Origin of the sequence: Falsiroseomonas stagni DSM 19981 (assembly GCF_900114315.1) — a bacterium.
Classification (GTDB): domain Bacteria; phylum Pseudomonadota; class Alphaproteobacteria; order Acetobacterales; family Acetobacteraceae; genus Falsiroseomonas; species Falsiroseomonas stagni.
The window spans coordinates 1-18,786 of the sequence record NZ_FOSQ01000026.1; the positions used below are offsets into that span (position 1 = coordinate 1).

At 69.7% G+C, this 18,786-nt stretch carries 17 protein-coding genes; 12 read left to right on the forward strand and 5 right to left on the reverse strand.

Annotation, left to right across the window (positions count from 1 at the left end):
• Nucleotides 1–56: 56 nt before the first annotated feature.
• From BM041_RS28790 to BM041_RS28845, 12 genes are all read left to right on the forward strand, one after another.
• The gene (locus BM041_RS28790) at nucleotides 57–1,022 is read left to right on the forward strand and encodes an IS481 family transposase (RefSeq protein ID WP_092963397.1); all 966 of its coding nucleotides are present in this window, start codon (nucleotides 57–59) and stop codon (nucleotides 1,020–1,022) included.
• 345 nt (nucleotides 1,023–1,367) lie between these two features.
• Nucleotides 1,368–3,071: an efflux RND transporter periplasmic adaptor subunit gene (locus BM041_RS28795; protein WP_092963399.1), complete on the forward strand. Its 1,704-nt coding sequence runs from the start codon at nucleotides 1,368–1,370 to the stop codon at nucleotides 3,069–3,071.
• A 2-nt stretch (nucleotides 3,072–3,073) separates the two neighbouring features.
• Nucleotides 3,074–6,187 carry an efflux RND transporter permease subunit gene (locus tag BM041_RS28800; protein WP_092963401.1) on the forward strand — a complete coding sequence of 1,038 codons (3,114 nt, stop codon included), beginning with the start codon at nucleotides 3,074–3,076 and terminating at the stop codon, nucleotides 6,185–6,187.
• Nucleotides 6,188–6,205: 18 nt separating this feature from the next.
• A complete protein-coding gene (locus tag BM041_RS28805; protein WP_092963403.1) occupies nucleotides 6,206–6,601 on the forward strand; it encodes a hypothetical protein in 396 nt (131 codons plus the stop codon).
• A 10-nt stretch (nucleotides 6,602–6,611) separates the two neighbouring features.
• Nucleotides 6,612–7,163 carry a hypothetical protein gene (locus BM041_RS28810; protein ID WP_092963405.1) on the forward strand — a complete coding sequence of 184 codons (552 nt, stop codon included), beginning with the start codon at nucleotides 6,612–6,614 and terminating at the stop codon, nucleotides 7,161–7,163.
• 4 nt (nucleotides 7,164–7,167) lie between these two features.
• Nucleotides 7,168–7,911 (forward strand): response regulator, encoded by a 744-nt coding sequence (locus BM041_RS28815; RefSeq protein ID WP_092963441.1) that lies wholly within the window; start codon nucleotides 7,168–7,170, stop codon nucleotides 7,909–7,911.
• Nucleotides 7,908–9,281, forward strand: coding sequence for an ATP-binding protein (locus tag BM041_RS28820; RefSeq protein WP_092963407.1), 1,374 nt, complete (start codon nucleotides 7,908–7,910; stop codon nucleotides 9,279–9,281). Before BM041_RS28815 ends, BM041_RS28820 begins: the two co-directional genes overlap by 4 nt.
• Before the next feature lie 49 nt (nucleotides 9,282–9,330).
• The gene (locus BM041_RS28825) at nucleotides 9,331–9,534 is read left to right on the forward strand and encodes a heavy-metal-associated domain-containing protein (protein ID WP_092963409.1); all 204 of its coding nucleotides are present in this window, start codon (nucleotides 9,331–9,333) and stop codon (nucleotides 9,532–9,534) included.
• A 92-nt stretch (nucleotides 9,535–9,626) separates the two neighbouring features.
• Nucleotides 9,627–10,157, forward strand: coding sequence for a CopM family metallochaperone (copM, locus tag BM041_RS28830; RefSeq protein ID WP_245762307.1), 531 nt, complete (start codon nucleotides 9,627–9,629; stop codon nucleotides 10,155–10,157).
• A gap of 1 nt (nucleotide 10,158) precedes the next feature.
• A complete protein-coding gene (locus BM041_RS28835; RefSeq protein WP_245762308.1) occupies nucleotides 10,159–10,431 on the forward strand; it encodes a DUF2933 domain-containing protein in 273 nt (90 codons plus the stop codon).
• 62 nt (nucleotides 10,432–10,493) lie between these two features.
• On the forward strand, nucleotides 10,494–10,898 hold the full coding sequence (locus BM041_RS28840; protein ID WP_092963447.1) for a hypothetical protein: 405 nt from the start codon (nucleotides 10,494–10,496) through the stop codon (nucleotides 10,896–10,898).
• Nucleotides 10,899–10,912: 14 nt separating this feature from the next.
• Nucleotides 10,913–13,282 carry a heavy metal translocating P-type ATPase gene (locus tag BM041_RS28845; RefSeq protein ID WP_092963411.1) on the forward strand — a complete coding sequence of 790 codons (2,370 nt, stop codon included), beginning with the start codon at nucleotides 10,913–10,915 and terminating at the stop codon, nucleotides 13,280–13,282.
• Nucleotides 13,283–13,315: 33 nt separating this feature from the next.
• Here BM041_RS28845 and BM041_RS28850 read toward each other — a convergent pair whose 3' ends face one another.
• The 5 genes from BM041_RS28850 to BM041_RS28870 are packed head-to-tail and all read right to left on the reverse strand — an operon-like array spanning nucleotide 13,316 to nucleotide 18,784.
• Nucleotides 13,316–15,148, reverse strand: coding sequence for a hypothetical protein (locus BM041_RS28850; protein ID WP_092963413.1), 1,833 nt, complete (start codon nucleotides 15,146–15,148; stop codon nucleotides 13,316–13,318).
• Between the two features lie 12 nt (nucleotides 15,149–15,160).
• The gene (locus BM041_RS28855) at nucleotides 15,161–17,182 is read right to left on the reverse strand and encodes a phage tail protein (protein ID WP_092963415.1); all 2,022 of its coding nucleotides are present in this window, start codon (nucleotides 17,180–17,182) and stop codon (nucleotides 15,161–15,163) included.
• Nucleotides 17,182–17,535: a DUF6950 family protein gene (locus tag BM041_RS28860; protein ID WP_092963417.1), complete on the reverse strand. Its 354-nt coding sequence runs from the start codon at nucleotides 17,533–17,535 to the stop codon at nucleotides 17,182–17,184. The genes BM041_RS28855 and BM041_RS28860 overlap by 1 nt, the downstream gene beginning before the upstream one ends.
• Complete coding sequence (locus BM041_RS28865) at nucleotides 17,532–18,098, reverse strand: hypothetical protein (protein ID WP_092963419.1); 567 nt, start codon at nucleotides 18,096–18,098, stop codon at nucleotides 17,532–17,534. Before BM041_RS28865 ends, BM041_RS28860 begins: the two co-directional genes overlap by 4 nt.
• Complete coding sequence (locus BM041_RS28870) at nucleotides 18,098–18,784, reverse strand: hypothetical protein (RefSeq protein ID WP_092963421.1); 687 nt, start codon at nucleotides 18,782–18,784, stop codon at nucleotides 18,098–18,100. Before BM041_RS28870 ends, BM041_RS28865 begins: the two co-directional genes overlap by 1 nt.
• Between the last annotated feature and the right edge of the window lie 2 nt (nucleotides 18,785–18,786).

An 18,786-nucleotide genomic window follows, 5' to 3' on the forward strand; every position in this document is an offset into this window, starting at 1 on the left:
TGTTCAGTCCCCGGGAGTAGTGGTGCATCTTTGACCCGCGAGGGGGAGGATGCGCTGTGGCAGCAGGTCTTCATGGCTTAGCCAGAACGACGCCGCGTGTTCGAGCCGAGTTCCAAGCGTCGCAAGCGAGCACCCGCGCCCTGGCCTCGCGCTACGGGCTGAACCCGAAGACCGTCGCCAAGTGGCGGAGCCGGACGGGTACGGCCGATGCCGCCATGGGCCCGCGCCAGCCGCGCAGTTCCGTCCTGACCGAAGCGGAGGAGGCGATCGTCGTCGAGTGCCGCCGGCGTACCCTGCTGCCGCTCGATGACATCCTGGGCTGCCTCCGCGAAACCATCCCAACGCTGTCCCGCAGCGCGCTACATCGCTGCCTGGTGCGGCACGGCATCTCTCGCCTGCCGCATAACGAGGAGAAGACCTCGAAGCGCCAGCGCTTCGCCGAGACTGCGATCGGCTACGTCCATATCGACGTCTGTGAGCTACGCCTCGCCGAGGGAAAGCTCTTCATGTTCTTGGCCATCGACCGAGTGTCCAAACTCACCCACGTCGCCTTCCTGAACGCCAACACCACGATGAACGGTGCCGCCTTCCTGCGCGAGGTCGTCGAGACCTTCCCCTATCGGATCCACACCGTGCTGACCGATAACGGCATGGCCTTCGCCGATCTGCCGAAGTACCGCGACGGGGCAACCGCGCGCTGGGTGGGCCATATCTTCGAGCGCGTCTGCGACGAGAACAGCATCGAGCACCGCCTGACCAACCCCTACCACCCCTGGACGAATGGCCAGGCGGAGCGGATGAACCGTACGGTCAAGGACGCCACGATCAAGGCCTTCCACGATCCCAGCCTCGACGCGCTCAAGGCCCACGTCCTTGCCTTCGTCCAAGCCTACAACTTCGCCACGCACCTCAAGGCGCTGAAGTGGCGAACCCCATTCCAAGCCATCTGCGACGCCTGGACCAAGGACCCGTCCATCTTCAACATCAACCCGCACCACCTCATCCCGGGACCAAACACCTAAAACGCCCAAGTGAGGAGGTCCGGAGAGAAATGGCCTCCGGAGAGCGAGTTTCCACCTTCTCCGGCTCGGGTCAGTCAACCGGCCTTCCCCAAAAACCCCAGGAAACCTACCACTCAGCGCGGGGCGTGGTCGGCCAGAGAGCATGGCTCGTACGGGAACTGGCGGAGGGAGTGCGACCTGATACGAACGGTCTCTAGGCTGGAGCCTTGGAGACGCGTCTCGCCAGCTGAGTCACCACCCACCCACGGCTAGGCGCCTCCGTTGCAATGTTTTGTCATAATCGGGCAACGCCCACGACGTCCTGTGCCGCCAGATTGAGGCGGTGGTTGCTGGGACTTAGGGGGCGTGCGCGTGCTGATTCGAATTCTGCTGCTTGTCGCGCTGCTGGCAGCACCCGGCGTCCGCCCTGCCTTCAGCCACGAAGGCCATTCCCATGGCGATGAACCCGCGCCGCCGGCGGCTGCCGCACCGCGCGCCGAAGCGCATTCCGAGCTGTTCGAGATCGTGGCGGTTCTGGGTCCTGACCGCCGGCTCTGGCTCTACCTCGACCGCCATGCGACGTCGGAGCCCATCGATGGCGCCACGGTGCAGGTCACTCTCGACGGCGAGGACCTCGGAACAGCAACGCGCGCCGGCGAGGCAATCTACGTCCTCGCCAACCCCGCCCTGGAACGACCGGGCCCGCGGAACCTGGTCTTCACCATCACCGCCGGCGAAGACATGGACTTGCTGCCCGCGACGCTTGAGATCCCCGCTGCGGCAGGGGCTCTGACCACAGCACCAGCTTCGTCAGAGCTGCTCTCGATGGCATTGCGCGAGCCCTACCTTTGGGCCGCGGGGCTGTTCCTGCTCCTGCTCGGTGTCGCCATCGGACGGGCAGCAGCGCCTCGGCCCCTCCCGCCGCTTGTTGTCGTCGAACCGCCGGCAACCGCCACGCGCCCTCATGCCTTGCCGTCCGGCGCGCCGATGCCCGAGCGTGTGGCCGCCGCGCCGGCCGTGGTGGCCCTATTGGCAGTGCTTCTCGTGCCGATGATCGCCTGGGCGCAGCCGATGGATGCGCCGCGGCGGCAACCCGACGGCAGCATCTTTGTGCCGAAGCCTTCGCAACGTCTGCTTGGCCTGCGCACTGGCATGGCTGAGCCTGGCGAGGCCACCATTGTTGTCCACCTGACCGGCCAGGTCGTCGCAGACCCCAATGCCTCCGGCCGCGTCCAGGCCTCCGAAGCCGGCCGTATCGAGCCTCCGGACGGCGGCTTCCCGGCGCTAGGCCAGCGCGTCGCGCGCGGTGAGGTGCTCGGCTTCGTCGTGCCCATCATGGCGGCCCAGGATCGGGTAGGCGTGCGCGCCAACATCGCCGAGCTCGACGCCCTCATCGTGATCGGCGAGGCACGCGTCCGCCGCCTCACCGCGCTAACCGGCACCGTCTCCGCGCGCGAGATCAGCGACGCCCGTGCCGAATTGGAAGGGCTGCGCCAGCGCCGCGCCGCAAACCTGCCGGCGGTGACGGGGCGGGAGCCTATCGTGGCCCCCTCCGCTGGCTTGATCAGCGTGGTGCGCGTCGCCGCCGGGCAGGTGATCCAGGCGCAGGAGCCGCTGTTCGACATCGTCGATCCCGCGCGGCTCTGGGTCGAGGCCATCGCCTTCGACCCCGCCGCGGTGGTGGGGGCTTCGGGCGCTTCGGCCGTGACGGCCAGCGGCCAGACGCTGCGGCTCGGCTTCGTGGGCCGCGGCATGACGCTCCGCCAGCAGGGTCTCCCCCTCCATTTCCGCATTGAGGGCACGGCACCCGGCCTCGCCGTGGGGCAACCCGTGACCGTGCTGGTGGAGACGCCGCGTCGTGCCGCCGGGATCGTGCTGCCGGCCGAGGCGGTGGTGCGCAATCCCGAGGGCGGCCAGGTGGTCTATGAGATGCCGAGCGCCGAGCGCTTCCTGCCGCGGCCCGTGCGGGTCCAACCGCTTGACGGCCAGCGTGTGCTGGTCACCGCGGGGCTCGAACGCGGGGCGCGGGTGGTGACCAGCGGCGCCGGGCTGATCGCGCAGGTCCGCTAGCCGTGTTCAACATCCTCGTCACCGCCAGCCTGCGGAACCGGATATTCGTGTTGGTCGCGGCAGCGATCCTCGTGGTCTATGGCGCTTTCACCCTTCAGCGCCTGCCGGTGGATGTCTTCCCGGACCTCAACAAGCCCGTCATCACCCTGATGACCGAGGCCGAGGGCCTGGCGCCGGAGGAGATCGAGCTTCTCGTCTCCTACCCCATCGAGACGGCGATGAACGGCATGCCGGGTGTCACGCGCGTGCGCTCCGTCTCCGGTGTCGGGCTGTCGATCGTCTTCGTCGAATTCGACTGGGGCACCGACATCTGGGTGAACCGCCAGCAGGTGGCGGAGCGCCTCTCGCTGGTGCGGGCACAGCTGCCGGCGAATGTCGCCCCGCAGATGGCGCCGATCTCCTCCATCATGGGCGAGATCATGCTGGTGGCGATGTCCACGGATGGCCGCGCCAGCCCGATGGAGCTGCGGGAGCTGGCGGATTGGGTGGTGCGCCCACGGCTGCTGACCATTCCCGGCATCTCGCAGGTGATCCCGATCGGTGGAGAGGTGCGGCAGTATCGCGTGACGCCGGATGTCGCGCGGATGCATGCGCTGGATATCACGGCGGAGCAGGTGCACGCGGCACTTCGGCAATTCGGCGGCAACACGGGCGGCGGCTATGTGGACCAGGCAGGGCGCGAATACCTGATCCGCAACATCGGCCGCACCACGCGGCTGGACGATCTGGCCAATACGCCCGTGGCCGTGCGGGCCGGCCAGCCGATCCCGCTTCGCCAGGTCGCGACCGTGGATTACGCGGCGCGGCTGAAGCGGGGCGAAGCCGGCAGCATGGGCCGGCCCGCCGTCATCCTGTCGATCCAGAAGCAGCCCGCAGCCGACACGGTGGCACTGACGCGGCAGGTCGAGGCGGCGCTGGCCGAGTTGCAGCGCGCCATGCCGCCGGGCGTGACCGCCAACAACGTGCAGTTCCGCCAGGCCGATTTCATCGCGGCCTCGATCGGCAATGTGGAGAAGGTGCTGCTGGAGGCGGTGGCGGTGGTGGCCGTAGTGCTGTTCCTGTTCCTGCTGAACGGGCGCACCACCTTCATCTCGCTCACCGCCATTCCGCTTTCCGTGCTGATCACGGTCGTCGTGTTCCAGTTGTTGGGCCTCTCGATCAACACCATGACGTTGGGTGGCCTCGCCATCGCGATCGGCGAACTGGTCGATGACGCGGTCGTGGATGTGGAGAACGTCTTCCGGCGCCTGCGGGAGAACCGGGCGCGGCCCGATCCGCAGCCTGCCCTCATCGTGGTTGCGCGAGCGAGCCAGGAGGTTCGCTCCGGTATCGTCTACGCGACGATGATCGTGATCCTGGTCTTCGTGCCGCTCTTCGCGCTGACCGGCATCGAGGGCCGCTTGTTCGCGCCGCTCGGCGTCGCCTACATCGTCTCGATCCTGGCGAGCCTCATCGTCTCCATCACGGTCACGCCGGTGCTCTGCTACTACCTGCTGCCGCGCATGAAGCGGATGGAGCATGGCGACAGCGCGCTGGTGCGCGTGCTGAAGCGCTGGAATGAGCGCGCGCTGCTCTGGGCCTTCGCCCGCGCGCGACTCGTGTATCTGTTGGCGGGTGTGGGCGTGGCGGGTGCGCTGGCGACCGTGCCCTTCCTGCCGCGCTCCTTCCTGCCGCCCTTCAACGAGGGCACGCTGACCATCAGCCTGCAATTCCAGCCCGGCATCAGCTTGGCCGAAGCCAACCGGCTGGGCCGCGAGGCCGAGTTGCTGATCATGCAGGTGCCGGAGGTCCGCACCGTGGGCCGACGCACCGGCCGCGCGGAGCTGGATGAACATGCCGAGGGCGTGCATTCCTCGGAGATCGACGTGTCGCTCCACGCATCCCAGCGCGGCAAGCAGGCGATCTCGGCCGATATCCGCGCGCGCCTCAGTGTGCTGCCTGGCAGCGCGAATGTTGGCCAGCCGATCGGGCACCGGCTGGACCACATGCTCTCCGGCGTGCGCGCAGAGATCGCGCTCAAGATCACCGGCGACGACCTCGACACGCTGCGCACCCTGGCCGATGGGATGCAGCAGCGCCTGGCCGCCATCCCGGGCCTGACCGACCTGCAGGTGGAGCGCCAGGTGCGCGTGCCGCAGCTTCAGGTGGCGGTGAACCATGAACGCGCCGCGCTGTATGGCGTCTCGGCCGCCTCGGTGGCGGAGGCCCTGCAAGCCCTCTCGGGAGGCCAGGTCGTCAGCCAGGTGGTGGACGGGGCGCGCCGCTTCGACGTGGTGCTGCGCCTCGGCGATGCGGACCGCACCGGCGCCGGGCTTGCCGCAGTCATGATCGAGACGCCGGGCGGGCGCGTGCCGCTGTCCCTGCTGGCGGAGCTGCGCGACACCGATGGCCCGAACCAGATCCTGCGGGAGAACGGCCGCCGCCGCATCGTCGTGCTCGCCAATACCGATGGTACCGACATGGCCGCCATCGTCGCACGCATCCGGGCAGAGATGGAGGCAGCCAGCTTGCCGCCCGGCTATTTCTTCACGCTGGAAGGCACCTTCCAGGCGCAGGAGGAAGCGGCCCGGCTGATCGCGGGCCTCTCGCTCGTGTCCTTGGCGCTGATCTTCATGGTGCTCTACAGCCGCTACAAATCCGCGGTGCTGGCGCTGATCATCATGGGCAATGTGCCGCTGGCGCTGGTGGGCGCCATCGCGGCGCTGTGGATCGCGGGGCAGCCGCTCTCCGTCGCGTCGATGATCGGCTTCATCACGCTGGCCGGCATCGCGACGCGCAACGGCATCCTCAAGGTCAGCCACTACCTGAACCTCGCCTTGCTGGAAGGCGAGCGCTGGGGGCTGGCGCTGGTGATCCGCGGCAGCCTCGAACGCCTGACGCCGGTGCTGATGACCGCGCTCTCGGCCGGCTTTGCGCTCATCCCCCTGATGATCGGCGCCAGCGAGCCGGGCAAGGAGATCCTGCACCCCGTTGCCGTGACCATCTTCGGCGGACTGATCACCGCGACGCTGCTCGATACCTTCCTGACGCCGCTGCTGTTCCACCGCTTCGGTCGCCCCGCCCTGGAACGCCTGCGCGTCGTCCAGCAGGAGCTGAAAGTGGCCGAGGCTTATTGATCCATGAGGACCCACGACATGACTCAGCGCCGCCTGCTGCTCGCCAGCCTGACCCTCGTCCCCTTTGGCGTCCCCTTCGCCGCCCGCGCGCATGAGCCGCGGCGTGGCCCGAATGGCGGCCAGAAGGTGGATATCGGCACCAACCACGCCGAGCTGGTGGCGGCGGGGAACACGCTGCGGCTGTTCCTATTCGACGGCGCTGACCGGCCGATCCCGGCTGCGGGAGCCACGGCGCAGGCCGTGATCCTGGCAGGCGGACGCCAGGCCACCGTGGCACTCGCGCCCGCCGGCGACAATGTGCTGGTCGGCACCGGCGACTTCGCGGCCGCGCGCGGGATGCGCGCGGTTGTCACGCTGACACTGCCCGGCCAACGTCCCGCGCAGGCACGCTTCACCCCAATGGACCAGAATTGAGGAGACCCCGATGCGCAGGACATTGACGGCCTTGGCCCTGCTCGTCGCGGGTCCGGTCTGGGCCAACACACCCTCGCCCTATGCCGGCATGACGGACCGCCCGATCCGCGCGCTCTCTGCCGAGCAGCAGGCCGATCTGCTGGCCGGTCGCGGCATGGGCTTGGCGCTGGCCGCCGAGCTGAATGGCTGGCCCGGCCCGGCCCATGTCATCGAACTGGCAGGCGCCATGCAGCTCACACCCGCGCAGCTCGCGGCGACGCAGCGCCTGATGGCGGAGATGCAGGAATCGGCGCGTTCGCTCGGCGCCCGCGTGATCGAGGAGGAGCGCGCGCTCGACAGGGCCTTCAGCGACCGCAGCATCACGCCTGCCGACCTTTCCGCACGCACGGCCCGCATCGCGGTCCTGCAGGGCGAGATCCGGGATGTGCATCTGCGCACGCATCTGGCGCAGGCGGCGCTCCTGAACGCGGAACAGATTGCCGCCTATTCTCGCTTGCGGGGCTATGCCGACGGCACGCCGCAGCACGGTGGCCCGATGCCGGGCGGCCACCGGCATCATTGACGTGATGGCGCCCGACAGCCTGCCGCAGGAAGCCCACATCCTCGTCGTCGAGGATGATGGCGAGATGCGCACGCTGATCGCCAAGTTCCTGCGCCAAAACGGCTTCCGTGTCACTGGCGCGCGTGACGGCCGCGAGATGTGGGAAGTGCTGGCCGGCGCATCCGTTGATCTCGTGCTGCTCGATGTGATGCTGCCCGGCGCCTCCGGCCTCGATCTCTGCCGCGCGCTGCGTGCCAAGTCGGGTGTGCCGATCATCATGGTGACGGCGCGCGGCGAGGAGACGGACCGCGTGCTCGGCCTCGAACTGGGTGCCGACGACTATATCCCGAAGCCCTTCGGGCGCGCCGAGTTGCTGGCCCGCGTGCGCGCGTTGCTGCGGCGCTCGCGTGGCGAGGCGGGCGAGCCGATGGCGGGCCAGGCGGGCGAGCGCATCCTCTTCGCGGATTGGAGCCTCGATACGCGGCGGCGCGAGCTCAGCGCGCCGGATGGCACGGCGGTCGATCTCTCGGGCGGCGAGTACGACCTGCTGCTGGCTTTCTGCGAACACGCGCAGCGCGTGCTGAGCCGCGACCAACTCCTGGATCTCGCCCGTAACCGCATGGCTTTCAACGGCACCGAACGCTCCGTCGATGTCATGGTCAGCCGGCTTCGGCGCAAGCTGGAGCCGACCGACGACAGCCCGTCCATCATCAAGACCGTGCGGGGCGCGGGATACATGCTGGTGCCCACGGTGAAGCGCGCGACATGACATGGCTTCGCCGCCTGCTGCCGGACACCCTGGGCGGGCGGATCGTCCTGGTGCTGCTGGTCGGTCTGATGGCCTTCCATCTCGGCAGCCTTTGGCTGCACCAGATCGGCACCGAGGCGGTCCTGGGGAGCACGCGCGAGGCGCAGCTCGCGGAGCGCCTGGTGGCGGCAAAGCGCGCCGTGGCCGAATTGCCCACCGAGGAGCGTGACCGCACCGCACACGCGCTTTCCACCGCCAGCCTCGACATGCACTGGACGCAGGCGCCCACCGTGCAGCCGCGGCAAGCTAGCAGCGCCCGGATCGACGCGCTGCGCAGCCGGCTCGGCGAGTTGGTGCCGGAACTCGACGTCACGGGCCTACGCCTTGGCTATGGGGAGGATGGCGTCGCCGATGGCGAGGCGTCGCGGCACCTGCTGCTCGGCGCCCTGCCACTGCCGGATGGCAGTTGGCTCAACTTCTCCGCCGCGCTGTTTCGCCCGCCGGCGCCGGAACACGCCACGCTGCTGTCCACCACGGCGATGGCGTTGGGAATCCTGCTGCTCGGGCTGCTCGTCGTGCGGCTGATCGGGCGGCCCTTGCGCGCGCTGTCCGATGCGGCCGATCGCTTTGGTGGGCCCGGCCCCGTGGTGCCGGTGCCCGAGCAAGGCCCACGCGAGGTGCGCCACGCCGCCCAGGCCTTCAACCGCATGCAGGGCCGCATCGACCGTCTGATCGCCGATCGCACCCAGGCCCTGGCCGCTGTCAGCCACGATTTGCGCACACCCATAGCGCGGCTGCGGCTGCGCGCCGGCTTCGTCGAGGATGCCGAGGCGGCACGCGCCATCGATGCCGACCTCGACGAGATGGAGGCGATGATCGATTCGACGCTGGCCTATCTGCGCGGCGAGACGGAGAGCGAGCCGCGCAAGCCGGCCGATCTGGTGGCGATGATCGAGACCCTGTGCCACGCGGCCGCCGATGCCGGCGCGGCGGTGACCTATGCCGGGCCATCGCAGGCCAGGCTGGTCTGCAGCCCGGTGACGCTGAAGCGGGCCTTCTCGAACCTGATCGACAATGCCGTGAAGTACGGCGGCGGGGCACGGGTTGCTCTCGAAGACAATGGGCGCGAGCTTCTGGTGCGGATTGAGGATGACGGCCCAGGAATTCCGGAGGCTGAGATGCAGGCGGTTTTCGAGCCGTTCCGGCGCCTCGAGACGTCGCGCAATCGCGGCACAGGTGGCAGTGGGCTCGGCCTCACCATTGCTCGACGCGCAGTTGAACAACACGGCGGCACTTTGCGTCTACGTAACCTGCCAGGAGGCGGGTTGGGTGTATGCACGCTGCTGCCGAGGGCACATGGCACCATCGGCGCCCCCTTGACCCTCCCATAGGGACAATCACCACCTCTACGCCCAGACCTGAACCTATGAGGAGGGCGTAATGCTTCGCTTTCGGATCGCGAACATGAACTGCGGCGGCTGTGCGAAGGGAGTTTCGGCGGTGATTCGGCAGGCCGACCCGCTGGCGGAGATCGACATCAAGCTGGACTCGCGGGAAGCGGCCGTGACGTCGGCCGTGGACACAGCGCGGCTGGAGCAGGCGTTGCGCGATGGTGGTTGGCAGGTCGAGCGCATCCCCGCCTGATCTCGCGCCGACATGCTTTGTCATGACGGCGTGACGCTGGCGACATGCCGGGGGGCCAGTGTTTGGTAACTCGAACAAAAGGAACCCAACACATGACCCGCCTTGCTCGCTCACTCGCCCTCGCTGCCGGCATCGCAACCGTCTCCGCGGCAGGCTTCGCCATCGCCCAGGGCACCGCGCCGCAACCGCAGCCGGCTCAGCCCGGGCAGCCCGGCATGATGGGCCAGATGCCCGGCATGCAGCAGCACATGCAGCAGATGCAACAGCGGATGATGCCTGGCGCGCAGGCGCCGGGGACTGGTGCTGCGCAGGCGCCGGCGGCGACTGACCCGCATCACCCCGGCGCCACAGCTCCTGGAACCGCGGCGCAGTCCCCCTCGACCGCTGCCTTCATGGCCGCGAACGAGAAGATGCACCGCGAAATGGCCATCACCTACACCGGCGATGCGGACCGCGATTTCGCCGCCTCCATGATCCCGCACCATGAGGGCGCGATCGCAATGGCCCGGGTCCAGCTGGCGCATGGTCGGGATCCGGGGATGCGCAGCCTGGCCGAGGCCGTGATTCGCGCACAGGAGAGCGAGATCGCTACGCTCCGCGCCTTCCTGGCACAGCCGCGCTGATATGGTCGACCAGACCAACCTCGGCTCGCTTGCCAAGCACCTCATGCCGGGCAGTGGGCCAGTTTGGTGGCGCACACGTGCGGGAATCGCCGTGATCGGCTTCGCGCTGATCGCGGCCTTCTACGTCCTGCGGGAGCATTGGGGGCACGCGTTCGGCGCGCTTCCCTATCTCATCCTCCTCGCCTGCCCGCTGATGCACCTGTTCATGCACCACGGGCATGGCGACGGAGGCGGGCTGCAGGCTGGTCCGGATCGTGGCGCCGGAGCCAAGTGATCACCGATGCGCCGCGAGGGTGGGCCGCCTTGCTGGCTCCCGCGGCGCGGTACCTCGCGGCCATGATTGCCTTGAACCTGGTCTGGGAAGTCGCGCAGCTCCCCCTCTACACGCTGTGGGTGGAGGGAACGCCGGCCGAGATCGCCTTCGCCGTCCTTCATTGCACGGGCGGGGACGCGTTGATCGCTGCCGCCGCTCTGGCGGTGGCCATCCTGCTGACCCGATCCTGGCACTGGCCGAGCCAGGGTTGGAGCGGCGTCACGATAGTCGCGACCCTGACTGGCCTTGGCTACACGGTGTTCAGCGAGTGGCTGAATGTCGATCTGCGCCAATCCTGGACCTATGCGGCTGCCATGCCGCGCCTACCGCCATGGGGAACCGGGCTCGCGCCTTTCCTCCAATGGCTGCTGTTGCCGCCTCTGGCGATGCTGGCAGTGCGGCCGACCGCGCGACCTTTCGCGCGCTGAGGAGTTGAGCGGACATGGAACATCACGGCCCACACACCGCCCACGGCAAGCACGATCCTCACCATGAAGGGGCTGCGGCGGCATCGGGAACCTTGAAGGATCCCGTCTGCGGCATGACAGTGGATCCGGCAAAGACCGCGCACCACGCCGAACACGCCGGGCACGCCTACCATTTCTGCTCGGCGGGCTGCCGCACCAAGTTCATCGCTGAACCAGGGAAATATCTGCAGGAGCGTACCGCTCTGCGCGCCGAGGCCGTGGCGCCGGGCACCATCTACACCTGTCCGATGCACCCGCAGATCCGGCAACCGGGCCCGGGCAGTTGCCCGATCTGCGGTATGGCGCTCGAACCGGAAACCCCCTCGGCCGAGACGGGACCCAACCCGGAGCTGGTGGACTTCACCCGACGCTTCTGGATCGGCCTGGTCCTGACGCTGCCTGTCTTCGTGCTGGAGATGGGCGGTCACCTGACGGGGATGATGCACCTCGTCGGCGGGCCGCGCGTCGGCAATTGGATCCAACTGGTGCTGGCAACGCCTGTGGTGCTCTGGGCGGGCTGGCCGTTCTTCGTCCGTGGCTGGCAGAGCCTGGTGAACCGCAGCCTCAACATGTTCACCTTGATCGCGCTCGGCACCGGGGTCGCCTGGGTGTTCAGCGTCGTCGCGACCCTGGCGCCTGACATCTTTCCCGCCGCCTTCCGCGCGGCCGATGGCTCGGTTGCCGTATACTTTGAGGCCGCTGCTGTGATCGTCGTGCTGGTGCTGCTCGGCCAGGTTCTGGAGCTGCGGGCGCGCGAACAGACGGGCGGCGCTATCCGCGCCCTGCTCGACCTCGCGCCGGCCCAGGCGCGGCGGCTGCGCGAGGACGGGTCGGATGAGGAGGTGCCGCTGGCTGCCATCGTGGTCGGCGATCGGCTGCGCGTCCGTCCTGGTGACAAGGTGCCGCTCGACGGCGCGGTGCTGGAGGGCGCTTCCAACGTGGATGAGAGCCTGGTCACCGGTGAGGCGGTGCCCGTCACAAAGGGGTTGGGCGATCAGGTCGTGGGCGGCACGCTGAACGGCCAGGGCAGCTTCGTCATGCGCGCCGATCGCGTCGGCCAAGACACGGTGCTGGCGCAGATCGTGCGCATGGTCGCGGGCGCGCAGCGCTCGCGCGCGCCGATCCAGCGCCTGGCCGATCAGGTCGCCGGCTGGTTCGTACCGGCGGTGGTGGCGGTCGCTCTGCTGGCCTTCGCGGCCTGGGCGGTATGGGGACCGGAGCCGCGCCTGGCCTTTGCGCTGGTCGCGGCCGTGACAGTGCTGATCATCGCCTGCCCCTGTGCGCTGGGGCTGGCGACGCCGATGTCCATCATGGTGGGCGTGGGCAGGGGCGCGCAGGCCGGCGTGCTGATCAAGAACGCCGAGGCGCTGGAGCGCATGGAGCGGATCGATACGCTGGTCGTGGACAAGACGGGCACGCTCACCCAGGGGCGACCGGATGTCGTGGCGGTGATCCCGATGGCGGGTGTGGCCGAGGAAGAGGTGTTGCGCCTCGCCGCGGGCTTGGAACGGCCAAGCCAGCATCCCCTCGCCGAAGCTGTCGTGCGGGCGGCCGAGAAGCGCGGCATCGTTGTGCCGGCGGTCGAGGGCTTTGACGCGCCCGTTGGTCGTGGCGTGACCGGCACGGTCGAGGGACGCCAGGTCGCGGTCGGCAACGCCCGGCTGATGGATGAGTCCAAGGTGGACGTCGGCGCGCTATCGGCCGAAGCCGAGCGTCTGCGTGGCGATGGCGCCACCGTGTTCTTCGTGGCGGTGGCTGGCCGCGCCTTCGGGATCGTCGCGGTGGCCGACCCGGTGAAGGAGACGACAGCGGCAGCTCTCGCGGGCCTCGCCAAGGAGGGGGTACGGGTGGTGATGCTGACCGGCGACAACCGCACGACCGCCGAGGCCGTAGCTCGGCGACTTGGCATCACCGAGGTCGAGGCGGAGGTCCTGCCCGAGGACAAGCAGCGCATCATCGAAAAGCTGAAGGCCGAAGGGCGCCGCGTGGCCATGGCGGGCGATGGCGTGAACGACGCCCCGGCGCTGGCGGCTGCCGAGGTCGGCATCGCCATGGGCACCGGCACGGCCGTGGCGATCGAAAGCGCGGGGATCACGCTGCTCGGCGGGGATCTGATGGGAATCGTAAGGGCGCGGCGGCTGTCCCAGGCGGTGATGGGCAACATCCGGCAGAACCTGTTCTTCGCCTTCGCCTACAACGCAGCCGGCGTGCCGATCGCCGCCGGTGTGCTGTACCCGATGTTTGGGCTTCTGCTGTCGCCTATCATTGCGGCGGCGGCGATGGCGCTGTCCTCAGTGAGCGTGGTGGGGAATGCGCTCCGGCTGAGAACGACGCATCTGGATTGAGGCGCTATCTGCGCGGTAGTTGCTCGACCTGCCTCATGGCACCCGCCGCTTTACAACCTGAACCGACAGCGCCGCCGCAGCGAGGTCCACCGTCGACGCGCTGACATTCCGTGCCGTGACCCGCAAGCTGTTGTTCGACCACACATGGCAGTCGAGCACAAAGGCGATGCTGCTGGTGTCGAGCGACGCGTCAGCAAAGTCGCCACGCCGCGCACCCGGCACGGTCACGTCGATGTTCGCCGTCGAGCCGGCCGTGAGGCTCGGCAGATCCCATGTCGTCTCCAGCGCCAGGCTGCGCGTCCCGATCGGCACCGATGGGCAGGCATAGAGCACCGCCGGCGCCGCCTCCGGCAGCCCGAACAGCCGCAGCGCCTCGAGCTCGATCTGCCCGTCGAAGCCCACGATCCCCACCTGCGCGAAGGCCACGCCGGCGCCGACCCGGATCGTCTGGCGCCGGTTCAGCGACGCATCCGCCATCACCGCGCCGGCGTTCCACCCCTTCGCCGGTGCGTTCCACTGCATGGTGGTTCCAGACGCCAGCACGTCGCCGGCGACGTTCTCCCGCACATTCGCGGCGCCATCGAAGACCCGCACGAACAGCCGCCCGCCATCGACGCCGCCGACCAGCCAATGCGCCAGCGCGAACTCCTTGGCCGAGGAGGTGTCCACCACGAAGGCCATGCCGCGGTTGGCATCCAGCAGCAGCCCGCGGGCGGTCGCCGCGATCCCGTCCAGCCCGTTGAAACACAGACCCGCCAGCGTGGTCGCCGCGGTGGTCGAGGTGGCCAGCGTCGCCAGCTTCTCCACGCCGATCTCGGTGGCGCTCTGCCGAAACGCTGCCGCGCGCAGGTTCGGCACCGCCTCCAGCACCCGCAGCAGCCGCGAGGCCGGCGCGCGGTGGCGGTTGATGACGGCATTGCCGGCCCGATCCGCGGTCGAGGTGTAGTCCATCCGCACGGCATAGGTGTTCGCCCAGGCCACCTCATATTCGCAGTCTGTGGCGCTGCCCGTGTGTCGCGCCACGATCGGCGAACAGGCCTCCATGCGTAGCGCGCGGCCGATGATGGCGGTGCCGTCCGTTTCGTTCAGGAAGGGGATGGCGACGTTCGGGTCAAGCTGCCGCAGTTCGAAGTTCGGCCCGTCAAAGACGTGGCGGTTGTGGTTGTTGTAACCGCCAGCCCCGCGTGAGAAGCGGATGCCGTAGCGGTCGATGGTCGGGTTGATGCCGGTGGCGAGGGCGAAGTGGCCGCCGTAGTATCGGATGGAGGTGTTCCACGCCGTCGCCGTCTCGGCGCGGATGTCGAGGCCGTAGCGGTTGTTCAGGATGCGCAGCAGGTGGAAGGTGCTGTCCTCCACGCCGCGGCCGTCGCCCAGCGTGCGCATGCCGATGGTGAAGCCCGAGACCAGGCGCAGCTCGACCACCGAGGCGTCGATATTGCGCACCAGGATGCCGATATCGGCCTCGGAGGCCCAGTCGGATTGCGTCTGCCGGACCACCTGCAGCCCGGCATAGAGCTTCTCGCCGTTGCGCGTGGTGCCGCCATCGCCGAGCATCAGCACGGTGGCCGGGGCGTTGGCCGCACCGGTGTAGCGGATGACGCCGCGCATGATCAGCCCGCGCGCGCCACCCCCAAGCGTGACGCCGCTGCCGACATTCCATGTGCCGGGCGGGATCACCGCGAACTTCCCATCGGCCGCTGCGCGATCGAAGCAGGACTGGATGGCGGTGCGGTCATTGGCCACACCATCGCCTAGCCCACCGAAGTCGGTCGGCAGCACCGCCTCGCGGTCGCGCAGGTACTTCGCGAAATCGGTCTTGTTGAGGTTGGCGTTGAGGACCAGCAGGTCATCGATGCGGGCCGGCATGGCGTTCTCCGATCAGAGTGCAGTGGCGGTGACCGGGCCGGCGAAGGCGGAGACGTTGCCCTCGGCCGAGACGCTGCGAAGCCAGTACCAGCGGGCCTGGCCGGTGGTGAGGCCGGTGCGATCCCAGGGCAGCGCGGCCGGCTCGCTGGCGAGCTTGGTGGCCGCGGCGAGGCTGGCGCTGCTGGCCTCGAAGACCTGCAGCCGCACCCCGTCCGCGGGAAAGCCGCCCGACAGGCGCACGCCGCCCGCGATGCCGGTCGCAGCCAGGCCCGAGGCAGCAGCCGGGACCAGCGCCTCGCGCCAGCCCGACACCGCGCCGCTGCGCGCCTGCGCCCGCACGCGAAAGGCGGTCGGCTCCGCGGTGGGGATTGCGACGGCGGTGGCGCCGAAGCCGCCCGCATAGCCCTGCCAGACGGCGACGGAGGTGGGCCGGAACTCGATCTCGTAGCCAGCGAGATAGGCCGAGCCCACGGCGGACCACGAGACCGCGATCGCGGTGAAGGTCGTCCCGAGCGGCGTCTCCACCACGATGGCGGCCGGCGCGGCGATCACGCCCGGGTTCGGCAGCACCACGGACGGGTTCTGCCCCGTGGCCCGCTCATCGGTCGCCGGGTTCCAGGCCCAGACGGCGGGATCCTCCTCGGCCAGTTGCAGGTTCACCCCGCCATCCGGCGCCAGCGCCCATCCGGTCACCCGCGCCGGGAATGGCGTCAGGCGTTCGAGGGCCACCGTCACCCCATCCCAGGGCCGCAGCCGCAGCGCCGAGAGGTTGGCCTGCATCGCCACCTCGCGCTGGCGGCGGTTGCGCTCCAGCTCGATTTTCATCAGGCGCTGGACCGTCGCCGCCGAGGTGGTGAGCGGGAACTCCATGTCCCGGTATATCGCCTCGCCGCCATCCTCGGTGACGTAGTTGCTGGCGAGCAGCGGCGGCGCATCGGTTGGCTGCCAGGCTGCGGCCGGCTCGACATAGACGGCGCGCACCCCGTTGAAGAGATCCCGCCGCGGGCGCGAGCCGACGATGGTGACGTCGCCGCGCAGATCGTCGGAGGTGAGGGTCGCAGCCGGCAGTGCCGGCGCGCCGGCATGGATGTAGAACCGCCCGCCCGAGACCACGAGCGCGCCGGCCATGGCGGCGACCAGCTTGCGGGTGATGGCGATCTTGCCTTCGCCGAGCGTGACGGCGCCGTTGACCGTGTAGCGGCGCTCGGCGGTGCCATCGCGCCGGCCCATGATCTCGTCGCAGATGTTGGCCGCCGCCATCAGCGCCGGCAGGTCGATGTCAGCCCAGGCCGCGCGCCACCCGAAGGGCGAGGTCAGGTACCAGGCCAGGCACAGCGCCGGATTGTCGGACCAGCCGGTGGCGCCGGTGCGTGGATCGAGGATGGTGTCCGCGCCCTCGACGATGGCGGACAGGCTGGGGGCGCCGGAGGGGAAAGCCTCCGGCCGCAGCTTGAGGCGCACAGCGAGATAGGCGCGCCCCTGGCCGCGATGCGCGGCGGTCCACTGGCCACCGGTGTCCGCCACGAGATTGGCATTGGCGGCCTGGCCTGGATCACCCAGCGCGCGATCGATGCGCAGCAGGCCAGCGAACTTCGCGTCGGTCGAGGCGGTGCCGTTGAGGAACACCTCGCCGATGGCGCGGACGCGATGCGCTGCCAGTACCACGACGACGTGGAGGAAGCCGTCGGCGCGGCCCTCGTCATCGGTCGCGGAGTGCAGGAACACGACCGGGCCGGAGGTGCGGCATCGGCCGAAGACGATCTGGTGCTCGGTGATGGGCTGGCGGAAGGACTGGGTGCGGCCGGCGCCGGGCGTGCGCGGATCGAAGCCGGAGCCTGGGCCGGTGTCGGTGCCTGGCGTGACGTTCACGCTGCGGGCGGCGGAGGGCGACTTGGGGCGGAAGACCGCGGCACCCACGGCGGAGACCACCAGGGCGGCGCCGGCGGCCGCCACGGCGCCCAGGACGCCGCCGCCAATGACGGCGGAGGCGGCGGCCCCTGCGGCAGCGGCAATGAAGGGGATGGCGACGGGCATCAGCCAACCCTCCAGGCGGTGGTGCAGGCGGTGATGGGCAGGCGCAGCAGGCCTGCCGATCCGACGAAGGCCACGCGGCCGGCGTCGAGCACGACGCCGAGGCGGTCGGGGTCTGCGGCCAAGACCACGTCGCCAGCTCGCGCGAAGGGCATCGGCACGCGCGGGTACCCCGCTGTGTCGGCCATCTCCGCGAGCGTGGTGCGGTGCTGCCATGATGGTCGCAGGCCCGTGCAGGCCACCACCGCCGCCAGGGCGAAGCGCCCGCAGTTCCAGCGCGCTGCATCGAAGGGCCGATGCTCCGCCGCCGTGATCAGCGCCGCCAGCCGCTCCGGCCAGTCGGGCAGCCGGGTCACTGGTTGGGCAGCCGGATTTCCGCCTCCTGCAAGGCTGGCACGTATTCGAAGAACCGATCGCCCGGGTATTCCGCCTGCTGGTCGGCGTCCGTGTAGCGCCGCACCTCGGCGCGCTCGAGGTCGACCAGCCGGCTCTCGCAGGCCAGCGCCACGGAGGGTTCGGCGCCGTCCGTCACCTCCATGGTGTCCATCAGCCCCGCCCAGAGCGGGAACGGGTCCGCGACAAAGGCGCCCTGCGCATCCAGCAGCGCACCCCACAGCGTGACCGGCCGCAGCCGATAGCTGCGCTCGGCCAGGGCGATATCCACCACCTCCTGCGGCACCGGCGAGAGCGCGAGCGTCAGGCGGACAGCGCGCAACTCCACCGTCTCCTCCACATCCGAGATGGCGCCGATGCTGCCGGCGCCCTCGAACACCTTCCCGGCCCAGTCGAGCGGCCCGAGCCCGGTCCAGACGCGAAAGGGGCCGGTGGCGAAGTCGAGCTCGACCAGCACGACCGGCGTGGCGACCGGCGCCGTGGCCGCGGAGGCGGCCTGATTGCTGAGACGCGGGGTGCCGGACATCAGAGCGCCTCCTCCAAACGGATGGTGACGGCGGCGAAGGGCCCGGGCCGCGTCGGGTTCGCCGCCTCATCATCCGACACCAGCCGCATCGGCACGCTCGGCAGCGAGAGGATCAGCGGCTCGCCGACCACCACCGCGGCGCGCAGCGGCGGCGCGATCGCAATGGTGGCGGTGCCGGCGCCCGAGGCCGCGACCGCGGCGGTGGCGATGTAGAGTCGTCCGCCGAGGCCGATGTAGTCACCGGCGCCGACCGCCACCGTGCTGGGCCACCAGCCCTGGGTGACGATGGACAGCGCGCCGCGGGGTGCGCCGGCCGCCAGGGACGGATTGCCCGAGCCCACTACCAGCCCGGTCCCGTCCGTGAAGATCGTCGCGTCCGAGAAGCTGTAGGGCCCGGTCGGCACGTCGCCCTGGCTGCGCGGATCGCCGGTGCGGTATTCCCGACGCCAGTCCCAGATGCGGACGGTGTTGGCGGACCCTGCCAGGGCCGCCAGCAGCCCGTCCATCACGCCGGCCTGCACGCGGCCGAGCGGCTCGAAGCTCGCCTCCGCCACCCAGCGCGCCCCCTCGCGCCGCAGCACCTGCGTGGCGCGGGTGACGGGAGAGACAAAGCGCAGGGTGTTGTGCTGCAGGTAGAAGCTGAGCCGCGACGGCCGCAGCACGGCGGGCCACGCATATTCGGTCATGG